This window comes from Ciceribacter sichuanensis (assembly GCF_024055605.1).
Classification (GTDB): Bacteria; Pseudomonadota; Alphaproteobacteria; order Rhizobiales; family Rhizobiaceae; genus Allorhizobium; species Allorhizobium sichuanense.
Genome location: NZ_JAMXLX010000012.1, coordinates 36,528 through 54,781 on the forward strand (window position 1 = coordinate 36,528; position 18,254 = coordinate 54,781).

The window sequence follows — 18,254 nt, forward strand, 5'->3', positions numbered from 1 at the left end:
TCACTTCGAATTCGGCCGGACCATGCCCCGCAACTCGATAAGGCGCTCCAGCGATTGCAGCGTCTCGTCCGGCTGCACGGCGGAATAGGCGACGTGCAGCAGTTCCGCTGCGATCAGCGACGGAGCATGGAGGGCAATGCGTTCCGACTTTGCCCGAGGAAGGATCACGGCCTCGCGCGCATGGTCCCGCAAAGGGCTGTCCTGCTTGCCGAGGAACATCACGATGGGAATGCGGAGCCGCTCTGCTTCTGCGATCGCGGCCATGGCTTCACGATGCGCGCGCCCATGCAGCATCATGATTAACAATTGTCCCTCACGCATCACCATGAGCTGCTCTGCGAGCGCGATGCCCGTGGCGTTCAGCGTATGGCTTCGCAGTCCTGATCGGGAAAACAGGCGTGCGGCGTATTCTGCGATCAGGCCCGAGGCGCCGATCCCGAAGAAGCAGATTTCCTGCGCCTCGACGAGGAGGCGTACCATCCCGGCAATCGCCTTCCGGTTTTCGGCGGATGCCAACGCTTCCATCGTTTGCGCGTTGGTTTGGAGCACAAAATCGATTGCCTGGTCCGACTGTCCATCCACGTCCCGTAAGGTAGCGGCCATCTTTTCGATCGGGCTGTCGGTCTCGCCGAGCCAGGCTTCCAGAACATCCTTCAGCTCGCGCAATCCGCTGTAGCCGAGGGACTGGATTGCACGAATGACGGTGGCGTCCGAGGCACCGGTTTCAAATCCGATTTCAAGCGCGGAAAGTCCGAGCACACGGTGCCGATGGGCATCGATGAATTCGGCCACTCTCAGTAGGCTTGGCGACAGGCGATCACGGCGCTTCGCCAGCTGTTCGGCAAAACGGTCCTTGACGCGTGGGGAACTGTTGATATCGGACATGAAGTTTCCTTGGGGAACACGCCTCACCCCTAACGGACGACGTATTCAATCACAATAACAGCTTTGTAGGATTGGGCTCCACTGACCGTGGGCCGTCCTTACCATTGTTGTCATGTTGAAACGCGCGGCGCAGGAATTCGAAATCGCTCCTCCGGCCCGTGCTTTTCAGCGATCTCTTGTTTCCCTTGGGCCCTGAGATCGAGAATCTACAGGAATGTAGTAGTCGACCATTTAGCGGCGCATTTTTCCAGAACGGCGAGAGACCATGCGGATTGCGATAGCGCCCGGCCGAGCAGCAGGGGTCTTGTGCCGATGGTTCTGGAGTGAGGTGAGTCAGGCGTGCCCGATTTAGCTATGTGATAATATATTGTTTTTCAAGCGAATTTTATGTGTCACGGTTTTCGTCTATGGCCCGGCTGCATAATGTCAATGTCGACCGTGCCATTGGCGGAAAAGCTGGACGGCTCGGCAATGTCGCTTGCTCACGACAATGCACTTGAGGTAAAACTTGACTACTACATTCCACTATTCGAGAACCGCGCAATCTTTTTCCGATATCGCTCGAAGTGGCATGAACATGAGACCCCGCAATTCCGTTTCGATCTTGTACGGCACCCTTGCCGTCAGCGTTTCCGTCCTGGCCCTCAACAGTCACGCTGTTGCGGACAACTCCACGACCACCGAACTGGACGAGATCGTCGTCAGAGCCGATACCGGCACGGCGAACTCGAAGTCCTACAAAGCCTCGCGCACGTCAGCGGCAACCCGCAGCGATGCATCTGTTCTGGAAATTCCCCAGGCCGTGACAACGGTCACTTCGCAAGCGATCAAGGACAAGGCGGCGAACGATCTCGACGATGTGTTGTCGGATGTCAGCGGCGTCACGCAGACCAACACGATCGGTGGCGCCAACGACGCGATCATCCGTCGCGGTTTCGGCGAAGCCGGAGACGAGTCAATCCTGACCGATGGATTGAATACCGTGCTCCCGCATAGCTTCAATGCGACCACGAATTATGTCGAGGTTCTCAAGGGGCCTGCATCCACGCTTTATGGCATTCTCGACCCCGGCGGAATGATCAATGTCGTGACGAAAAAGCCCGAAGACGCATTCTCAGCCGAGGCCTGGTCGACCTTTTCCGCCTATGGTGCCGGCCACTATTCCAGCAAGGCCGGTTTCGATGTCACGGGACCGGTCGGCGACACCGGCTTTTCCTATCGGCTGATTGCCGAAGGTGAAGACGGCGATTATTGGCGCAACTTCGGAACGAACAAGAACTGGCTGATATCACCTTCTCTCAAATGGGAGAGCGAGGACACGGAGTTCCTCGTCTCCTATACCCATCAGGATTACCTGAACCCCTACGACCGGGGAACGATCTACGACACTGCGAATGGAAGCTTTCTCGATATCAGTTCTCGCCAGCGGCTCGACGAGGCGTGGTCGGAGGTCGATGGCGAAGCTGACCTCTTCAAGACTTCTTTGACGCGGCAACTCGGTGGCAACTGGGAATTTTCGCTCAATTATGCCTACAGCAGGAACGACTTTTCCGCCGACCAGACACGTGCGGTCTCCTACATCGCGGCGACAGGCTTATTGGCCAGGCGTTCGGATGTGCGAGGTTATGACGAAACGACGGAACATGCTGTTCGCGCCGACCTGACCGGCAGCGAGACGCTCTTCGGCCTCGAGCAGGAATTTCTCTTCGGCTCCGCCCTGCGTTATGAGGAAGTTTCGCGCTCCGAGCTTCAGCGCTGCAACACCCGCGCTTCTCTCGATGTATATGATCCCACCTACGGCACGATTTCGCCCTGTGTGTATGACGCATCGAATTCGGTGCGGGAATACGAATACATGCGCACCCAATCGCTCTATGCGCAGGATCGTATTCACCTGACGGAGCAACTCACGGCGGTCGGCGGTATTCGTCTTGAGCACTATGATATCGAGGCCGGAAGCGGAGATACGGTTAACACCGATACCGACGGTTACGCTTTCGTCCCCAACGCCGGCCTGGTCTGGCAGTTCCATCCAGACATGTCGCTTTATGCCAATGTCGCCAAGACCTTCCGGCCAAACACTTCGATCAACAGCGCCTATGGCAGCCTCGATCCCGAGGAGGGGATTTCCTATGAAGTCGGCTCGAAGGTCGATTTCACCGATTGGCTGAGCGGCACCCTTGCCCTCTACTACTCGGAGAAGAAGAATGTCGCCTATTCCGAGACAACGACGTCCGGCGACACCGTTTACCGCACAGCCGGCCTCGTTCGCTCGAAGGGGATCGAACTGGATCTTGCAGGACAACTCACCGACGATCTGCAACTGGTGGCAAGCTACGGCTTCACCGATGCGGAAGTGGTCGATGACCCCGATTATGCCGGAAACGCACTTGCCAATGTGGCACGCAACACGGCTGCACTACGTCTTGCCTACGACTATGGCGAGGTATTCGGTGGCGCCGGCAGCCTGCGCTTTGGCGGCGGCGTCAGGGCCGTGGGCAAACGCGCCGGGGATGCCGATAACAGTTTCTATCTGCCGGGCTATGGCGTGGTCGACCTCTTTGCGACCTACACGATTGAGCGGGAGCATCCTGTCGAGATCCAGCTCAGCCTGAACAACATCTTCGACAAGACCTATTACACCTCGTCGATTGGAAATTCCGCTTATGGCATCGCCGTTGGCGAACCCTTCAACGTTGCCTTGAGCCTGCGGGTGAAGTATTGAGCGGAGCTCCTGCCGCCGAGATCGTCGCGGATGCCGATGGCTCAAGTTCTCCACGTTCAACGTGGAGAACTACCCGTGGGGTCCCGCAACCGCGAGGCAAAAGGTTCATAGCCCGGTTTTCGCTCCGGATAAGTTCACTTTTTGTCTGACACCCGTGTCGTATCCCCGACAAATCGGCTGTTTCATCCGACAATTGTCCGCACGGCTCTGTCGTTTAACCCTGAAACCATTCGATAAATCAAACTGGCACGTTGATTGCTGCTCCTGTTGGCATGGTTCAACCACGCGAAAAGGAGAGGCTGATGTCAGCCCTGATGATCTCGCTCGATAGCCTCGCTCCAGTCTCATCCATGGATGCCATGCTGGCCAAGGCGACATCCGGAGGCTGTGCGTCGTCCTCCTGTGGCTCCTCCGCCAAGCCGGACGACATGGACCCTGCCATATGGGAAAAGATCAAGGATCATCCGTGCTATTCGGAGGAGGCGCATCATTATTTTGCCCGCATGCACGTCGCTGTGGCGCCAGCTTGCAACATCCAGTGCAACTACTGCAATCGCAAGTACGACTGCGCCAACGAGAGCCGCCCCGGCGTCGTTTCGGAAAAGCTGACGCCGGATCAGGCCCGTCGCAAGGTGATCGCCGTGGCAAACGAGGTGCCGCAGCTTTCCGTGCTGGGCATCGCAGGCCCGGGAGACGCATGCTACGACTGGCGTAAGACCAGGGCGACCTTCGATGACGTGTCGCGCGAGATTCCCGACATCAAGCTGTGCATCTCGACGAATGGTCTGGCCCTGCCGGATCATGTCGACGAACTCGCCGAGATGAATGTCGATCACGTGACGATTACCATCAACATGGTCGACCCGGAGATCGGCACGAAGATCTATCCATGGATCTTCTACCAGAACCGCCGCTATACCGGCCTTGAAGCCTCGCAGATTCTGCATGAGCGGCAGATGCTCGGGCTTGAAATGCTGACTGCCCGCGGCATCCTGACCAAGATCAATTCCGTGATGATCCCCGGCGTCAACGACGAGCATCTGATCGAAGTGAACAAGTGGGTGAAGGAGCGAGGTGCCTTCCTCCACAACGTCATGCCGCTGATCTCGGATCCGGCGCACGGCACCCATTTCGGCCTCACCGGACAGCGCGGCCCGAAGGCCATGGAGCTGAAGGCCCTGCAGGACAAGCTCGAAGGCGGCGCCAAGCTGATGCGCCACTGCCGCCAGTGTCGCGCCGACGCGGTCGGCCTTCTGGGCGAGGACCGCGGCCAGGAGTTCACCCTCGATCAGATCCCCGACGAAGTGGCCTATGATCCCGCTCGGCGCGAGACCTATCGCGAAGTGGTGGCGCGGGAGCGGGGAGACCACGCCGCGGCAAAACAGGCCGCTGTCAATACCGTGAAGGAAACCGAGGCCGCCGGCTCGCTGCTGGTTGCCGTCGCCACAAAGGGCGGCGGACGTATCAACGAGCATTTCGGCCACGCCCGGGAATTCCAGGTCTATGAAGCATCGCCCAAAGGCATCGTCTTCGTTGGCCATCGCAAGGTCGAGCAGTATTGCATGGGCGGTTTCGGAGAGGATGCGACCCTGGACGGGGTGATTGAGGCGCTCGAGGGCATCGATGTGGTGCTTTGCGCCAAGATCGGCGACTGCCCGAGCGACAGCCTTGCTGCCGCGGGAATCCGCGCCACGGATGCCTATGGATTTGACTACATCGAGGCCGCGATCGGAGCGCTCTATACCGCGGAATTCGGGCTGGAGTTGCTGGCCGAGAGTGCCTGATGCACCGGTTCCCTGACTGAAGCTGCCGAAAGGAGATGGAAAATGGCTTTCAAGATTATCGCTTCGCAATGCACGCAATGTTCCGCCTGTGAGTTCGAATGCCCGACCGGGGCGATCAAATTCAAGGGGGAGACCTATGTCATCGACCCGAACAAATGCACCGAATGCGATGGTTACTTCGATACCCAGCAATGCGCGGCCGTCTGTCCGGTGCCGAAAACCTGCGTTCCCGCCTGATTCCATTGAGGCGGGAAACACCCGGCTGCCACTCTCGGACCTTGAATCCTTGCAGGGGTGGCCGGGCTTCTTCTCCCGGCATGTTATGTCCGGCATCCCTGGAGATCGCCGGCGAGACGCGACGGCGGATGTGAGGAGGGGTGAAATGAACGCAGACAACAGCAGTTCGAGGCACACGGACGACGACATTCCGCAAGCTATCGACTGGCTTGGCAATCCGGTTTCCTGCGCGGACTGTCCGCATGAGGAAAATCGCGTCTCGGGCCTGTGCGACCTCGGTCGGGCCTGTGTCCGCGACCTGCGCGCGCGCCGGATTGACCGCTTCTTTTCGCTCAATCCGGCGCTGGCCGACAACTATCTCGATCATCCGTTCTTCGAGGTGCGCAGCATCGCCGCGCGTTACGCCATGCCATTCAGGTTGTTGCCGCTCCTGTTCGATGTCGAGCCGGATGTCAGGGCTGTGGCGCTGACCCGCTTGCCGGCAGCGCGTGTGCTTGCACTGCGGTCGGATCCCGATCGTCGCGTGCGGATCGCTCTTGCCCGTAAGCTCTCCGGGGAGGATCTGCGGCCCCTGCTGGGTGACCCGGATTATCAGGTGCGACTGAGTGCGGCGCGATCCGCGACGGAGGCGTTGCTGGTCGGGCTTATTGACGATCCCGAGCCGGATATCCGGCGCGAGGCGGCGCGACGGATTCCGCTAACGCATCTCCCCGCGATGATTGCCGATCCGGAGCCACTGGTGAGGATCGAGGTCGCCCGCAGGCTGGAGCCGGCGCGGCTGCATCTTCTTGCCGGCGATCCGGACTTTCGCGTGCGCTATGTGATCGTCGAACGCATTGCCCTCGATGAACTCGGTCCGTTTTTGGACGATGGCGACGAGGCGGTTCGGGAACTGGCGCAGCAAAGGACAGCATCGGAACGCAAGGAGTAGCGCGGCATGGGACTTGGACGAGAACAGGAGGTCGAAATTCGCAAGCCACCGGTCTTCGAGCCCGGCGAGCATGTCAGGGCGACGCGGCACGTCAGGAACGACGGCACCTATCCCGGCAGGGAGATAGGGGAAAATCTCGTGCGCAAAGGGGATGTCGGCTATGTGCGCGATATCGGCACCTTCCTGCAGCAGTTCTACATTTATTCGGTTGAGTGGGTCGATCGGGGCACGCTGGTGGGCATGCGCGCGAGGGAACTCGCCAGTCTCGACCGACCGGATACGGCCAGCGACATAGATACACAGGGAAGCGAACGATGAAAGTGATGATCCGCAAATCCGAGCGCGGTTTTTCCGCCTATGTGCCGAAAAAGGATCTGGAAGAACCCATCGTCCGTTCCGAGAGGGCGGATCTGTGGGGCGGTGTGGTCACGCTCAAGAACGGCTGGCGTCTCGATCTTCCGGCCATGCCAGCGGATACGCGTCTGCCAGTGACGGTGGAAGCCCGCAAGCTCTCCGACGAGGAATAGGTCATTGATGAAACCACCCACAGCAACCGGAAGGAACAAGGTCATGAACGCGATACTGCATAACGATTTCCTGTTCTGCGTCAGTGACGACGAGGCGAGAAGCACCCTTCTCGATGTCAGGAGCGGTTTGGAGAAGGGCGTAACCGCTCCTTATCTCGGCCCCGGCCTTGTTGCGCTCACAGTCGGCGAGGCTTCCGTACCCGCTTCGCCTGAGGCTGTCGCCGTGGCTCTCAACATCAAGGCGCCTGCACCATCGCGTATTCGCACCAATATGTGGTCGGTCGCTCAGTACATCGAGCAGCGCCGGCACAGGAACACGCTGAAGGCGTGGATGGCAGAGATCTTCGCGGCTACACCGAAGCCGTTAGCGTTGCACCGCTGGCTGGCTGCTCTCTCCCTGCCGCTCATCGTCGACAGTTGGTACGACGGAGCCATGCGGGCGGCGCTCAAAGAGAGCGGCCCGGAGGATTTCATCAGCATCCAGGGCATAACCCGGGCCGGAGAGGTTCGCGACATCTGGACCCGGGTCTATCGCGCAGATGACGCGGCTTGCGACGATGCGGTCACCGCGCAGGCCCGCACGGTTCTTTATGAGCCTCACGGCGGCGCACGGCCAGCCGGCAATTTTCTGGTGGCAGATTCCGACTACGTCGAGGTTCTGACTGAGATCGACATCCAGACACCGATCCCCGACAGCGTCAAGGAGAGACGCGGGAACCTCGGTTTTGTGTTTATCGGCTGCCGGTTCCACGACCAGATGCTGCGCACCTATGCACGACAGATCATCAAGCGATCGAAGGGACCGCATTATGCTGTCATGGACGCAGCAAGCCTGAGCCGGAACGAGCGCCGGTTCCTCGCTGAAAACGGCATCACGCTAATCGATATGCCACTCGAGGATGCAGTCGCCATTCTCGCACAAGAAGGCATGGGCGCAGCAGCAGAAACGGTGCAACCGGTCAAAATTTCTTGACCGGTATGTCGTGGCGCCGCAGCGCATAGCCCACCTGGCGCGGTGTCAGGCCCAGAATGCGCGCCGCCTTCGCCTGCACCCAGCCGGAACGCTCCATTGCTTCGATCAGCCTTTCGCGCTCGGTCAAACGATTGCCGTTGGCCGGACAGGCGGGATCGGCCGGATTGCAGGGGTTGCCGCCGGGCATGACGCGCGTTTCCTGCGGCTTGGATGACGGAGTTGGAACGTCGGCCGGTATGATGTGGCCGGTGGCGAGCATGTCGATATCGTTATTGTGCGGCACCTTGCCGTTGCCCTTCCACAGAAGGGCGGACAGACACTGCCCGCTGCTACAGGCGAAATCAGTAGGACCGATGACCTCCGAGCGGGTGAGCGTCGCCGTGCGCTGCACGCAGTTTTCAAGCTCCCGAACGTTTCCGGGGAAATAACAGCGGGAAATGAGGTCGAGCGAGGTCCGGCTGAAACTCAGGTGTCGGCTGTTCTGACGATTGAAGCGATCCAGAAAAGCCTCGGCCAGCCGCGGAATATCGCCCGGCCGTTCCCGCAGCGGCGGCAGTGCTACCGGCACGACACTGATCCGATAGTAGAGGTCGGCTCGGAATTCGCCCTTGCGCACCGCATCCTCAAGATCGCGGTTCGTCGCACAGATCAGCCGCACATCTACTTTCAACGTCTTGTTGCCGCCGACGCGCTCAAATTCGCCCTCCTGCAGCACGCGCAGCAGCTTGGCCTGGAAGGCGGGAGAAATCTCGCCGATCTCGTCGAGCAACAGTGTGCCTCCGTGGGCCAGTTCGAAGCGGCCGGCGCGCTGGTTGCTGGCGCCGGTGAATGCGCCCTTCTCATGGCCGAAGAGTTCGGATTCGAGCACGGTTTCGGGAAGAGCCGCACAGTTGAGCTTGACGAAGGGCTTATCGTGACGCGGTGAGAGTTCGTGGATGGTCTGGGCGAAAAGCTCCTTGCCCGTCCCGCTTTCGCCTCTCAGCAGCACTGTCGAATTGGTTCTGGCGACAATGTTGATGATATCCAGGACGTTCTTCACGGAAGGGCTCTCGCCAACGATGCGTCCGGTCTTCTTCCCGGAAGCCCGCCGTGACCTCACCTCCGTGCTTCCGTCCAGCGACTTTTCGAGACGACGCTGCTCGTCGATCAGGCGCTGCCGATCCTCGCTCAGGATACGGTGGAGACGGATGGTCTGGCCCGCGAGATTGGCGACCATGGTGAGGAAGCGCATGTCGTCATCGAGCGTGAAGTCAGCGCCTTCCTTTCGGGTCCGGTCGATCGAGAGGGTTCCAAGCACCGTATGGCTGGCCTTGACGGGGACGCCGATGAAACAGACACCCGGCTCGCTTTCCGGGAAAAGGTGGGAACGGCCGGTATCCGGAACGACCAGCGGCGTCGCCGTCGCCACAATCTGGTCGATGACAGCCTGCGGAATTGGCATGAAATGGTCCTCGCCGGGCTTGTGGTAATAGCCGGCAGTGGCGACAATCTCCGGCAGGCCGTTATCGTCGAGCACGATCAGCGCTCCCTTCCGCATCTGCAGGAAGGACGAGAGAATGTTCACGACATTGGCGAGTGTGATTTCCAGTCGCGCCGGTTCCGCCAGAACCTTCGATATCTCGTAGATACCGCTCAAGGAGACGGTCGCGCGGCGACTGGACTTGACGGCAGCGTCAGAAGAAGCCTGCTCCCTGCGCGGCGGACTGACATGCTCGACATAGCGGTTCATCTGAAGACCTCTTGGACCATCCCGGACCGGATTATTCCAAGGGCAACCTCCCCAAACCGAATTTTTTTATATGACAGCGAGAGTACGCCCATACCGCCGGTTGTCAATTCGATTTGGACAGAGCCCGTTCAGCATAAGGTCTGAGGCTCAGCCGAACTTGAAGAGTACGCCGAAACCGCCCCTCGGATAGTTCCATTCGATCTCGCCTGAGGCCTCGCAGAGCACCCGGCAGGTGCCGCACTCCATGCAGCCGTCGGCGGTGATCTCCACCTGGCCCTTATCGTTTTGCTCGTAGCATTTGGCGGGGCAGACCTTGGTCAGCGCCAGAAGATTGGGGCTCGGCGTTTCGTGCGGCCGCACCGTGATATGCGGGCGGCCGACATCGACGAGGTAGCGGTTCTGGAAAAGCTTGTCCTCGACCCGGACATCCTTGACGGCAATGGTCATTTCGGAACTCCTCGTTCTATTGGTTAGGTCCTGGAGCTGGCGTCAGCGCCAGGCGAAGGCGAGCCTGACGGCATCCGACACCATGCCCCAACGGCTGCGGTTCTTGACGAATTGCGCCATGGTCGCCCTTTCCTTGTCGATCTTCGGGGTGCCGTCGACCCGCACGAAACTCTGTGCGGCGGCAGAAATGAGCTGGGGATAGGTCATGAAGAAATTCTGCGAATTGGTATGCAGCAGGGCGGGCATGTCCTTGTGCTTCTTAAGGTCCTTCATCACAAAGGATTCCTCCAGCATTTTCCCATAGAGGGCGAGGTTTTCCGCGTTCATCGGGTCCTTGCGGCTCTTGACCTGGAATATTGCTTCAGCCGCCAGGCGCCCGGAGGTCATGGCAAGGTTGGAGCCCTCGCGGTGGACGGCGTTGTTGAGCTGGGCGGCATCGCCGACGACGACCCAGCCGTCGCCGAAGAGCTGCGGAATCGCCTTGTATCCGCCTTCGGGGATGAGATGCGCAGCATATTCCTTGACTTCGGAGTCAGCGAGCAGCGGCTTGACCGACGGATGGTTCTTGAATTCCTCGAGCAACGCATAAGGGCTTTCCATTGTCTTGGCGTAGTCGGAGACCAGACAGCCGACGCCGAGCGAAATCGATTCCCTGTTGGTGTAGAGGAAGGCCAGCCCCGTCATGCCCTGCGAAAACGTGCCGGCGGCTTCGATCACGCAGCCTTCGTTGCCGGCCAGCCCGAAGCGCTGACAGATGACTTCCTCCGGCAGGAAGTGCATTTCCTTGACCGCGAGCGCCACCGTCTCCGGTCTCGGCATATCGCGCAGGCCGGCACGGGTTCCGAGCAGGCCGTTCACGCCTTCCGCAAGCACAACCACGTCGGCGAAGATCGCGCCGCCGCGGCGGTCGGTATGGACACCGATCACCTTGCCATTGGTGTCGCGGGCAAGCTCGGTCACGGTCGTTTCGCACAGCACCGTCGCACCCGCTTCCTTCACCTTGCTCGAAAACCACTTGTCGAACTGGGCGCGGATGATCGTGTAGCGGTTCGGCTTTTCCTCGTTGAAGTCGGAGGAGCGGTAATGCATGCCCGTATGGGAGGTGTCGTCCATCATCCAGAAACGCTGTTCCACCAGATGCCGCTCCAGCGGGGCATCCTCGCGGAAGTCCGGGATTATCTTTTCCAGCATGCTGGCATACATGATGGCGCCCTGGACATTCTTCGAACCGGCATATTCGCCGCGTTCGAGCTGCAGCACCTTCAATCCGCGACTTGCCAGCGTATAGGCTGCTGCGTTGCCGGACATGCCGGCCCCGATGACGATGGCATCGAATTTTTCCTCGATCATGGTGACGTCTCCGTTAGCTGGCGAGCTTGTCGCGGTTGTGGGGCGAGAGGCGCCGGACAAAGGCCTCGGTCAGCGCGGGCAGCAGGCGTACGGCGTCCGTGACGAGGCCGATATGGGCGAAATCGAAGATCGGCGCGTTGGGATCGGTGTTGATCGCGACGATCAGGTCCGCTCCCTCAACGCCAACGCGATGCTGAATGGCGCCGGAAATTCCGGCGGCGATGTAGAGCTTCGGTCGAATGGTCTTGCCGGTCTGGCCGATCTGTCGTTCGGAGGGCATCCAACCCTTCTGCACGACCGGCCGCGAGCAGCCATATTCCGCGCCGAGGGTAGAGGCGAGATTGCGGACGAGCTGGAAGTTTTCCGCTGCCCCGAGACCGAGCCCCCCGGCCACGACGATATCGGCATAGGCGAGGTTGACCTTGGAGGACTGGCCATCCGGGATGAAGCTCAGCACCTTGGTGACGATGTCCTCCTCCACCATCGACAACTTGTGCTGGATGACGCGGCCGACCGGCCGCTCCTGTCGTTCCGGCATCGCCATGACGCGGGGCCTCACCGTCGCCATCTGCGGACGGTAGTTCAGCGTGTAGATCGTGCAGAGCAGCGAGCCGCCGAAGGTCGGTCGTGTCGCTGCGAGCGACTTGTCATCGTCGACGTCGAGTTCGGTACAATCGGCGGTGAGGCCGGTCCTGAGGGTGGTTGCCACGGAACCGGCAAGGTCGCGGCCGAGGGTGGTGGCGCCGAGCAGCAGAATTTCCGGCTGGTAGGCGTTCACGAGTTCGGTAAGCGCCTTCGAATAGGGCTCGTTGCGATAGTCCTTCAGGACCGGATCCTCGACCAGATAGACCATGTCCGCACCGTAAGCGAAGGTCTCAGCCACCGCATGCCATGTGGCTTCGCCGGGTGGCCCGATCACTGCACCGGCCAGTTGGACGCCAAGTTTATCGGCCAGTCTGCGGCCGCAGCCGAGCAGTTCGTAGGAAACCGGATGTACCTGTCCCCGTTCCAGCTCGATCGCCACCCAGACGTGCCGGTAGGATTTGAAGTGCTCCGGCAGTTCCTTCTTCATGCCCGCCCGGCCGCCGGCCGGCGCTGCTGGTTTTCTTGCCTCTTCGGTCATGTCATCATCCTTCCTATGCGGCGCAACCGCTGGCGACCAGCGCCGGTTCGAGGGCGGGTTTGCGGGCAAAGAGCGTGGCGATCAGGCTGTCAGCCAGATCGCGTGCATTATCGCCTGCCTCTCCAATGATCGTCGCCTTCTCCTGCCGGGCGGTCGGGGCAAAGACCCGCTTGACGACGGTTGGCGAGCCGCGCAAACCGCATTTCGTCAGGTCCTCGATGCCGGCATCGGCCGCATTCCACGTCACGATTTCGGCACGGGCGGCGCGTAGCGCATCGTTCAGTGTGCCCCGGCGGATCTCGTTCGAGCCCTCCAGCATGGTGACGAGGCAAGGGAGCCTCGTCTGCAGCACCTGTGTGCCGCCCTCCGCGCGCCGCTCGACGGTGATTTCCCGCGCCGAGGGATCGACGGCAGCGATCTTGGCGACATAGGTCAGTTGCAGGAGATCGAGGCGCTTGGCGATGCCGGGGCCGACCTGGGCGGTGTCGCCGTCGATGGTCTGCTTGCCGGCGAAGATCACGTCCGCCTTGCCATAGACCTTGCCGATCTTCTCGATCGCCGCCGAAAGCGCAAAGGAGGTGGCGAGCGTGTCGGAGCCGGCGAAAAAGCGGTCTGTCAGAAGCACGCCACGATCTGCTCCGAAGGTCAGGGCCTTGCGCAGGGATTCCGACGCCATCGGCGGCCCCATGGTCAGCACCGTGACCTCGCCGCCATGGGTGTCACGCATCCTCAGCGCTTCCTCAAGCGAGAACAGGTCGAAGGGATTGATGATAGTCGGAACGCCCTGCCGCATGATGGTGTTGGTCACGGGATGGACACGGATCTGCGCCGAGTCCGGCACTTGCTTGATACAGACGACGATATGCATGCCGCGCACCTCCATCATGGTCGCTTGAAAGCTTTGATGTTTCATCAGCATAATCCGTGCCAGCCTTGCGGATCGACTTTAAGTATTTGAAAATAAAGTGCTGTTTCTGCCGAGTTTCCGACGTGTCTGGATGTTTTGTCGGGTTTTCGACAATGTCGCGTCAGCTCCGCGGCAAGGATGTGGCGCGACCCCGTCTGTCGGGCGGTTCACAAAAAAAACGGCCGGCCGCGAGGGGCGGTCCGGCCGAGTTGGGGGTCAACAGGGGCTTACTGTTCGGCAAAGGGCTTGAGCGCGGTTTCGAGCGAGACGAAGGCGCCCCGCTTTTCGGCCGGCTTGTCCGGATCATGATCCTTGAGCACCTTGAAAATCCGCTGGGAGAGCGGAGAGGTCGCCTCGAAATCGGAATAGGCGCGCTCCAGTGTCGAACGAGCGCGGGCGGCGATCACCCGGTCAGGCAGGCCGTCGAAGTCCTCCTCGACCAGATACTGGCCCATGCGTTTGAGGATATGCAGGCGGGCGACGTTCAGCACCCTGGCGTCGTAGAGAACGCCGAGCGCGTGAAAAAAATCCTCGGCGGAGGAAAGGCCGCGCAGGCGATCGAGGATGTTGTCGACGTCGATTGGACGGGAATTGGACGAGCAGTCACTCATGAGGAGCCTCCTTGTGTTGCGGCTGGTTGGTGGAAGTCGCGACAGGCACGCTGGTGTCCGGCTGGCGAACCAACCGGGATTGCAGGCGGGCAAGGCGCATCTCCAGGAAGTCGATGCGGTCGACGAGCGCGGAAACCGCTTCGCCGACGGGATCGGGCATCAGGTGATGTTCAAGGTCTATCCGGCCATTTCCGAGGCGTCGGCGGTCGTGGGCAGGCTTCACCACCCGGCCGGGAATACCGATCACCGTCATGCCGGGAGCGACATCTTCAATGACCACCGAATTGGCGCCGATCCGGCAGCCGGCCCCGATCGTGATCGGCCCGAGGATCTTGGCGCCGGCGCCAACCAGCACGCCCGATCCAAGCGTCGGATGCCGCTTGCCCGGCGACCATGACGTGCCGCCGAGGGTGACGCCGTGATAGAGTGTCACGTCGTCACCAATTTCCGCGGTCTCACCGATCACGACTCCCGCACCGTGGTCGATGAAGAAACGTTCTCCGATGACCGCCCCGGGGTGAATGTCAATATTGGTGAGGAACCGCGAAAGCCAGGAGAGGAAGCGCGCTGGAAAGTGCACTCTCCTCCGCCACAGGTTATGGGCCAGGCGGTGCCACACGATCGCATGCACGCCCGGATAGGTGAGCATGATTTCCAGAGCAAAACGAGCCGCGGGATCGCGAGCCTTCACGCAGGCGATGTCGTCGCGGATCATCCTCAGCAGGCCCTTGCCATGTCGAGGCAGGTCTTTCGCCTTGTCGCGGGATCTCCCGCTGGTCAGCATGATGAACGACATTGCCCGCTTCCTCTCCCGGTATCCGGCTCCTGAAGGCGATCGCACAGACGGATGAGTTCATCCTGCGGCACCGCCGCCTTGGTCTCGACGGCGAGACGCCGGACCTCGACGAGCAGCCTTGCCAGCGTTTCCCTTCCGGCCACCCTACCGTTCTGGCCAAGCACATGGGCAAGCGCTGCCGCGCCGGAATGCTTGCCGATGGCAATCCGGTGGTTCCTCCCGAATTCCGCAGGATCGAGACCCTGATAGGTTTGGCGGTCGTTGAGCAGTCCCGCGACATGGATGCCGGATTCATGGGTAAAGACATTGGCTCCGGTCAGAGGCTTGTTCATCGGCAGCGGCTGGCGCGCACACCGCGCCACAATCGCTGCCAGTCCCGGAAGCGCTGGAAGATCAAGCCCCGTCGGGACGCCGTGCATAAGTTGCAGCACAGCCGCCACCTCCTCCAGAGGAGCGTTGCCGGCCCTTTCTCCGAGGCCCGATACGGTGACCGAAAGGTTCCTCGCTCCGGACTTGAAGGCGGCAAGCGCGTTTGCTGTCGCAAGGCCGAAATCATTGTGCGCGTGGAATTCAAGCGGAATCGGAGATTGCTCAGCAAGTGGCCCGATCAACGTCTCCGTCGAAAACGGATCGAGGATCCCGACTGTATCGGCGATCCGTACGCGATTGGCGCCGGCGGCGGCGGCAACACAGATCACCCGCTGCAGGTGGCGCGGATCGGCCCTTGAGGCATCCTCGCAACCCACCGCTACGAACAGGCCCGCCCTCGACGCCTTGCGCACCATCTCCTCGATGATCGTCAGTGCCCTGTCGCGGCCGATGCCGAGCTTGGCGGAAAGCTGGATATCCGAAGCCGGGAGGGAAAGGTTCACGGAGGAAACGCCGCTGCGCAACGCGGCGGCAAGATCATCGTCGGTCATGCGACACCACGCCATCACCCGTAGCGGCAGGTGCAGGGAAACCACGGCGCGAATGGCCGCGATTTCATCATCCCCCATGGCAGGCGTGCCGACTTCGATTTCAGGGACATTGGCGGCGGCCAGCGCCTCCGCCAATTCGAGCTTTTCCGACAGCGAAAAGGCAACGCCTGGAGCTTGCTCGCCATCACGCAAAGTGGTGTCGTTGAGGAATGCCGCCGGGGTCGGGGAGGGGCGGGTGATTTCGCTTTCAGACATGAGCGAGACCTGCGGGCTGAAGGACTGATGCCTCGAATCTCTGCCCTCTGAGGCTTGCGACCACAGCAGGGGCGACAGAGAGCAGACGGTCGATGTCGGCCTCGTTATTGTCGCGCGACAGAGAAAAGCGCACCGCGCCGGGCAGAAAATCCTGCGGTACCATCATGGCTTTGAGCACGTGGCTCGGTTCCATCGAACCGGAGGAACAAGCCGTGCCGGAGGAGCAGGCGATACCCCGCCGGTCGAGCAACGCTACGAATGCCTCACTCTCGATGCCCTCGAAGGCGATGTTGGATGTATTGGCCAACCGCCGCGATGGATCGCCGTTGATAAGCACGCCGCCAATACTCTGCAGCAGGCCGCGTTCGAGCCGGTCGCGAAGACGGGTGATGCGCGGCATGTCTTCAGACACGGAAATGCGGGCAATCTCGGCAGCCTGACCGAGACCAACGATGCCGGGAACGTTCTCCGTGCCGGCACGGCGCGCCCGCTCCTGGCGGCCTCCATAAATCAGAGGCGAGAAGGGACAGCCGTGGCGCACGTAAAGCATGCCGACGCCTTTCGGGCCATGCAGCTTGTGCGCCGAAAGAGACAGCATGTCGATCGCGGTCGCCTTGAGGTCGAGCGGCAACCTGCCTGCCGCCTGCACTGCGTCGGTGTGGAACAGCGCGCCGACCTTCTTCGCCATGTCGGCCAAGTCTTCGATCGGAAAGATCGTGCCAGTCTCGTTGTTTGCCCACATGATAGAGACGACGGCGGTACGTTCCGACAACACCGCTCGATAGGCGTCTAGATCCAGTTGCCCCAGCGTGTTCACCGGAATGCGGTGAAGCCTGATGCCCCGGCGCGCTTCAAGCCGGTGACAGAGCGAGAGTACGGCCGGGTGCTCCACGGCTGAGACTATGACTTCGTTTCGGCCGGCCATCACATCAACAGCCGAAAGAATGGCGGTGTTGTCGCTTTCGCTTCCGCCAGAGGTGAAGAGAATTTCCTGCTCGCTCGCGGCTCCCAAGAGTGCCTGTACCTGCCTGCGGGCAAACCGGACTGCCTCCCTTGCGCCTGCACCGAAGCCATGGGCGGAGGACGGGTTGCCGAACCGTTCACTGAAATGGGGAAGCATTGCCGCGACGACCGCCGGGTCTGCCCGCGTGGTCGCATTGTTATCCAGGTAGACCAGATCATCCCGACGGATTGGCTTCATCGCCGGGCTCCTCAGTCGACCGGAATGACGCGTAACGGCATGCCGACGGCCTCGATCAGCTTCTGGCGGACGCCGTTGACTGTCACCGAAGCGAGCTGGCAACCGACGCAGGCCCCGGAAAGGCGGATGTAGACCGCATCGGCTTCCATCCTTACCAGTTGGCAATCGCCGCCATCCCGCCGAAGGTTGGGGCGGATCGCCTCCAATGCCGCTTCGATCAGGGGACGGCTGCGCAACAGCATGGCGACGCGAATGGCTGGATCGGGAGCAGCAACCGTTTCGGGGTTGCCGCTGTCGGGGATCGCCCCTGTCGTCGCCGGTTGAGAGGCGGGACGGGAGTGCCGACCGCTCAACCCGTCGAACAGGGTGACGCGCGCCACGCGGGCTTGTTCGTGCATCGTCATCTCCCGCTCAACCGAAGGACTTGCCGCACGCGCATTTGTCGGCGGCGTTCGGATTGTCGAAGACGAAGCCCGAGGATTCGAGCCCGGTGACGAAATCGACTGTCATGCCCGCAACATGTGGCTGGGAACGGGTGTCGACATAGACCTTTACACCATCGGCATCGATCACGGCGTCGCCGTCCCGGACGGTCGATTCCAGCCCCATCATGTATTTGAAACCGGCACAGCCGCCGGCCTCGACCATGATACGAAGCCCCTCGGCGGGCTCGACGGCCTTCGACAATGCAGACTTGACGGCGGAAATGGCATTCTCGGTGAGAGTTATCATGGTGCGTTTCTCCTTTTCGCCAGGATGACGCAAGAGACCATGCATCAGCCGTGCCAAAGATCTTTCTCGTTTTAAAACAATAGGTTGAAGGCGTGATCGCTTGTCGGCTTTGCGACAACGT

19 protein-coding genes are annotated in these 18,254 nt (G+C 60.9%); 7 read left to right on the forward strand and 12 right to left on the reverse strand.

Annotated features, from left to right (window positions below; all coding sequences use genetic code 11):
* The gene (locus NBH21_RS24005) at positions 1 to 885 is read right to left on the reverse strand and encodes a MurR/RpiR family transcriptional regulator (RefSeq protein ID WP_113439313.1); all 885 of its coding nucleotides are present in this window, start codon (positions 883 to 885) and stop codon (positions 1 to 3) included.
* Positions 886 to 1,456: 571 nt separating this feature from the next.
* Here NBH21_RS24005 and NBH21_RS24010 point away from each other — a divergent pair.
* The 7 genes from NBH21_RS24010 (at position 1,457) to NBH21_RS24040 (ending at position 8,062) form a co-directional block, all read left to right on the forward strand.
* Positions 1,457 to 3,610 carry a TonB-dependent siderophore receptor gene (locus NBH21_RS24010; protein ID WP_250913775.1) on the forward strand — a complete coding sequence of 718 codons (2,154 nt, stop codon included), beginning with the start codon at positions 1,457 to 1,459 and terminating at the stop codon, positions 3,608 to 3,610.
* A gap of 302 nt (positions 3,611 to 3,912) precedes the next feature.
* A complete protein-coding gene (gene nifB, locus NBH21_RS24015; protein ID WP_250913774.1) occupies positions 3,913 to 5,394 on the forward strand; it encodes a nitrogenase cofactor biosynthesis protein NifB in 1,482 nt (493 codons plus the stop codon).
* Positions 5,395 to 5,436: 42 nt separating this feature from the next.
* Complete coding sequence (locus tag NBH21_RS24020) at positions 5,437 to 5,631, forward strand: 4Fe-4S dicluster domain-containing protein (RefSeq protein ID WP_099061442.1); 195 nt, start codon at positions 5,437 to 5,439, stop codon at positions 5,629 to 5,631.
* Positions 5,632 to 5,776: 145 nt separating this feature from the next.
* Positions 5,777 to 6,562, forward strand: coding sequence for a 4Fe4S-binding leucine-rich repeat protein (locus NBH21_RS24025; RefSeq protein WP_250913773.1), 786 nt, complete (start codon positions 5,777 to 5,779; stop codon positions 6,560 to 6,562).
* A gap of 6 nt (positions 6,563 to 6,568) precedes the next feature.
* Positions 6,569 to 6,880, forward strand: a complete 312-nt coding sequence (locus NBH21_RS24030) for a nitrogen fixation protein NifZ (RefSeq protein ID WP_250913772.1) — start codon at positions 6,569 to 6,571, stop codon at positions 6,878 to 6,880.
* On the forward strand, positions 6,877 to 7,089 hold the full coding sequence (nifT, locus tag NBH21_RS24035; RefSeq protein ID WP_250913771.1) for a putative nitrogen fixation protein NifT: 213 nt from the start codon (positions 6,877 to 6,879) through the stop codon (positions 7,087 to 7,089). The genes NBH21_RS24030 and nifT overlap by 4 nt, the downstream gene beginning before the upstream one ends.
* 43 nt (positions 7,090 to 7,132) lie before the next feature.
* Positions 7,133 to 8,062 carry an SIR2 family NAD-dependent protein deacylase gene (locus NBH21_RS24040; protein ID WP_250913770.1) on the forward strand — a complete coding sequence of 310 codons (930 nt, stop codon included), beginning with the start codon at positions 7,133 to 7,135 and terminating at the stop codon, positions 8,060 to 8,062.
* Here the strand turns inward: NBH21_RS24040 and nifA are convergent.
* The 11 genes from nifA to NBH21_RS24095 all read right to left on the reverse strand — a co-directional run bounded on the left by nifA (position 8,049) and on the right by NBH21_RS24095 (position 18,133).
* Positions 8,049 to 9,791 (reverse strand): nif-specific transcriptional activator NifA, encoded by a 1,743-nt coding sequence (gene nifA / locus NBH21_RS24045; RefSeq protein ID WP_250913769.1) that lies wholly within the window; start codon positions 9,789 to 9,791, stop codon positions 8,049 to 8,051. The two genes, NBH21_RS24040 and nifA, sit on opposite strands and share 14 nt — an antisense overlap.
* Positions 9,792 to 9,938: 147 nt before the next feature.
* A complete protein-coding gene (locus NBH21_RS24050; protein WP_099061448.1) occupies positions 9,939 to 10,238 on the reverse strand; it encodes a ferredoxin family protein in 300 nt (99 codons plus the stop codon).
* Between the two features lie 42 nt (positions 10,239 to 10,280).
* Positions 10,281 to 11,588 carry an FAD-dependent oxidoreductase gene (locus NBH21_RS24055; protein WP_250913768.1) on the reverse strand — a complete coding sequence of 436 codons (1,308 nt, stop codon included), beginning with the start codon at positions 11,586 to 11,588 and terminating at the stop codon, positions 10,281 to 10,283.
* A gap of 13 nt (positions 11,589 to 11,601) precedes the next feature.
* Complete coding sequence (locus NBH21_RS24060) at positions 11,602 to 12,711, reverse strand: electron transfer flavoprotein subunit alpha/FixB family protein (protein ID WP_250913767.1); 1,110 nt, start codon at positions 12,709 to 12,711, stop codon at positions 11,602 to 11,604.
* 13 nt (positions 12,712 to 12,724) lie between these two features.
* The gene (locus NBH21_RS24065; protein WP_250913806.1) at positions 12,725 to 13,579 is read right to left on the reverse strand and encodes an electron transfer flavoprotein subunit beta/FixA family protein; all 855 of its coding nucleotides are present in this window, start codon (positions 13,577 to 13,579) and stop codon (positions 12,725 to 12,727) included.
* 266 nt (positions 13,580 to 13,845) lie between these two features.
* A complete protein-coding gene (nifW, locus tag NBH21_RS24070; RefSeq protein ID WP_250913766.1) occupies positions 13,846 to 14,229 on the reverse strand; it encodes a nitrogenase stabilizing/protective protein NifW in 384 nt (127 codons plus the stop codon).
* Positions 14,222 to 14,944, reverse strand: a complete 723-nt coding sequence (gene cysE, locus NBH21_RS24075; protein WP_250913805.1) for a serine O-acetyltransferase — start codon at positions 14,942 to 14,944, stop codon at positions 14,222 to 14,224. Before cysE ends, nifW begins: the two co-directional genes overlap by 8 nt.
* Positions 14,945 to 15,006: 62 nt before the next feature.
* Positions 15,007 to 16,200: a homocitrate synthase gene (nifV, locus tag NBH21_RS24080; protein ID WP_250913765.1), complete on the reverse strand. Its 1,194-nt coding sequence runs from the start codon at positions 16,198 to 16,200 to the stop codon at positions 15,007 to 15,009.
* Entirely contained in the window at positions 16,193 to 17,401 is a 1,209-nt protein-coding gene (gene nifS, locus NBH21_RS24085) for a cysteine desulfurase NifS (protein ID WP_250913764.1), read from the reverse strand. The genes nifV and nifS overlap by 8 nt, the downstream gene beginning before the upstream one ends.
* 11 nt (positions 17,402 to 17,412) lie before the next feature.
* The gene (locus NBH21_RS24090) at positions 17,413 to 17,799 is read right to left on the reverse strand and encodes a NifU family protein (RefSeq protein WP_250913763.1); all 387 of its coding nucleotides are present in this window, start codon (positions 17,797 to 17,799) and stop codon (positions 17,413 to 17,415) included.
* Positions 17,800 to 17,812: 13 nt separating this feature from the next.
* Positions 17,813 to 18,133 carry an iron-sulfur cluster assembly accessory protein gene (locus NBH21_RS24095; protein ID WP_099061553.1) on the reverse strand — a complete coding sequence of 107 codons (321 nt, stop codon included), beginning with the start codon at positions 18,131 to 18,133 and terminating at the stop codon, positions 17,813 to 17,815.
* Positions 18,134 to 18,254: the final 121 nt, after the last annotated feature.

Excerpts from the sequence above, each read along its gene's own strand:
- NBH21_RS24005 (WP_113439313.1), bottom strand. The coding sequence starts at position 885 with ATGTCCGATATCAACAGTTCCCCACGCGTCAAGGACCGTTTTGCCGAA.
- NBH21_RS24010 (WP_250913775.1), top strand. The coding sequence starts at position 1,457 with ATGAACATGAGACCCCGCAATTCCGTTTCGATCTTGTACGGCACCCTT.
- nifB (WP_250913774.1), top strand. The coding sequence starts at position 3,913 with ATGTCAGCCCTGATGATCTCGCTCGATAGCCTCGCTCCAGTCTCATCC.
- NBH21_RS24020 (WP_099061442.1), top strand. The coding sequence starts at position 5,437 with ATGGCTTTCAAGATTATCGCTTCGCAATGCACGCAATGTTCCGCCTGT.
- NBH21_RS24025 (WP_250913773.1), top strand. The coding sequence starts at position 5,777 with ATGAACGCAGACAACAGCAGTTCGAGGCACACGGACGACGACATTCCG.
- NBH21_RS24030 (WP_250913772.1), top strand. The coding sequence starts at position 6,569 with ATGGGACTTGGACGAGAACAGGAGGTCGAAATTCGCAAGCCACCGGTC.
- nifT (WP_250913771.1), top strand. The coding sequence starts at position 6,877 with ATGAAAGTGATGATCCGCAAATCCGAGCGCGGTTTTTCCGCCTATGTG.
- NBH21_RS24040 (WP_250913770.1), top strand. The coding sequence starts at position 7,133 with ATGAACGCGATACTGCATAACGATTTCCTGTTCTGCGTCAGTGACGAC.
- nifA (WP_250913769.1), bottom strand. The coding sequence starts at position 9,791 with ATGAACCGCTATGTCGAGCATGTCAGTCCGCCGCGCAGGGAGCAGGCT.
- NBH21_RS24050 (WP_099061448.1), bottom strand. The coding sequence starts at position 10,238 with ATGACCATTGCCGTCAAGGATGTCCGGGTCGAGGACAAGCTTTTCCAG.
- NBH21_RS24055 (WP_250913768.1), bottom strand. The coding sequence starts at position 11,588 with ATGATCGAGGAAAAATTCGATGCCATCGTCATCGGGGCCGGCATGTCC.
- NBH21_RS24060 (WP_250913767.1), bottom strand. The coding sequence starts at position 12,711 with ATGACCGAAGAGGCAAGAAAACCAGCAGCGCCGGCCGGCGGCCGGGCG.
- NBH21_RS24065 (WP_250913806.1), bottom strand. The coding sequence starts at position 13,579 with ATGCATATCGTCGTCTGTATCAAGCAAGTGCCGGACTCGGCGCAGATC.
- nifW (WP_250913766.1), bottom strand. The coding sequence starts at position 14,229 with ATGAGTGACTGCTCGTCCAATTCCCGTCCAATCGACGTCGACAACATC.
- cysE (WP_250913805.1), bottom strand. The coding sequence starts at position 14,944 with ATGATCCGCGACGACATCGCCTGCGTGAAGGCTCGCGATCCCGCGGCT.
- nifV (WP_250913765.1), bottom strand. The coding sequence starts at position 16,200 with ATGTCTGAAAGCGAAATCACCCGCCCCTCCCCGACCCCGGCGGCATTC.
- nifS (WP_250913764.1), bottom strand. The coding sequence starts at position 17,401 with ATGAAGCCAATCCGTCGGGATGATCTGGTCTACCTGGATAACAATGCG.
- NBH21_RS24090 (WP_250913763.1), bottom strand. The coding sequence starts at position 17,799 with ATGCACGAACAAGCCCGCGTGGCGCGCGTCACCCTGTTCGACGGGTTG.
- NBH21_RS24095 (WP_099061553.1), bottom strand. The coding sequence starts at position 18,133 with ATGATAACTCTCACCGAGAATGCCATTTCCGCCGTCAAGTCTGCATTG.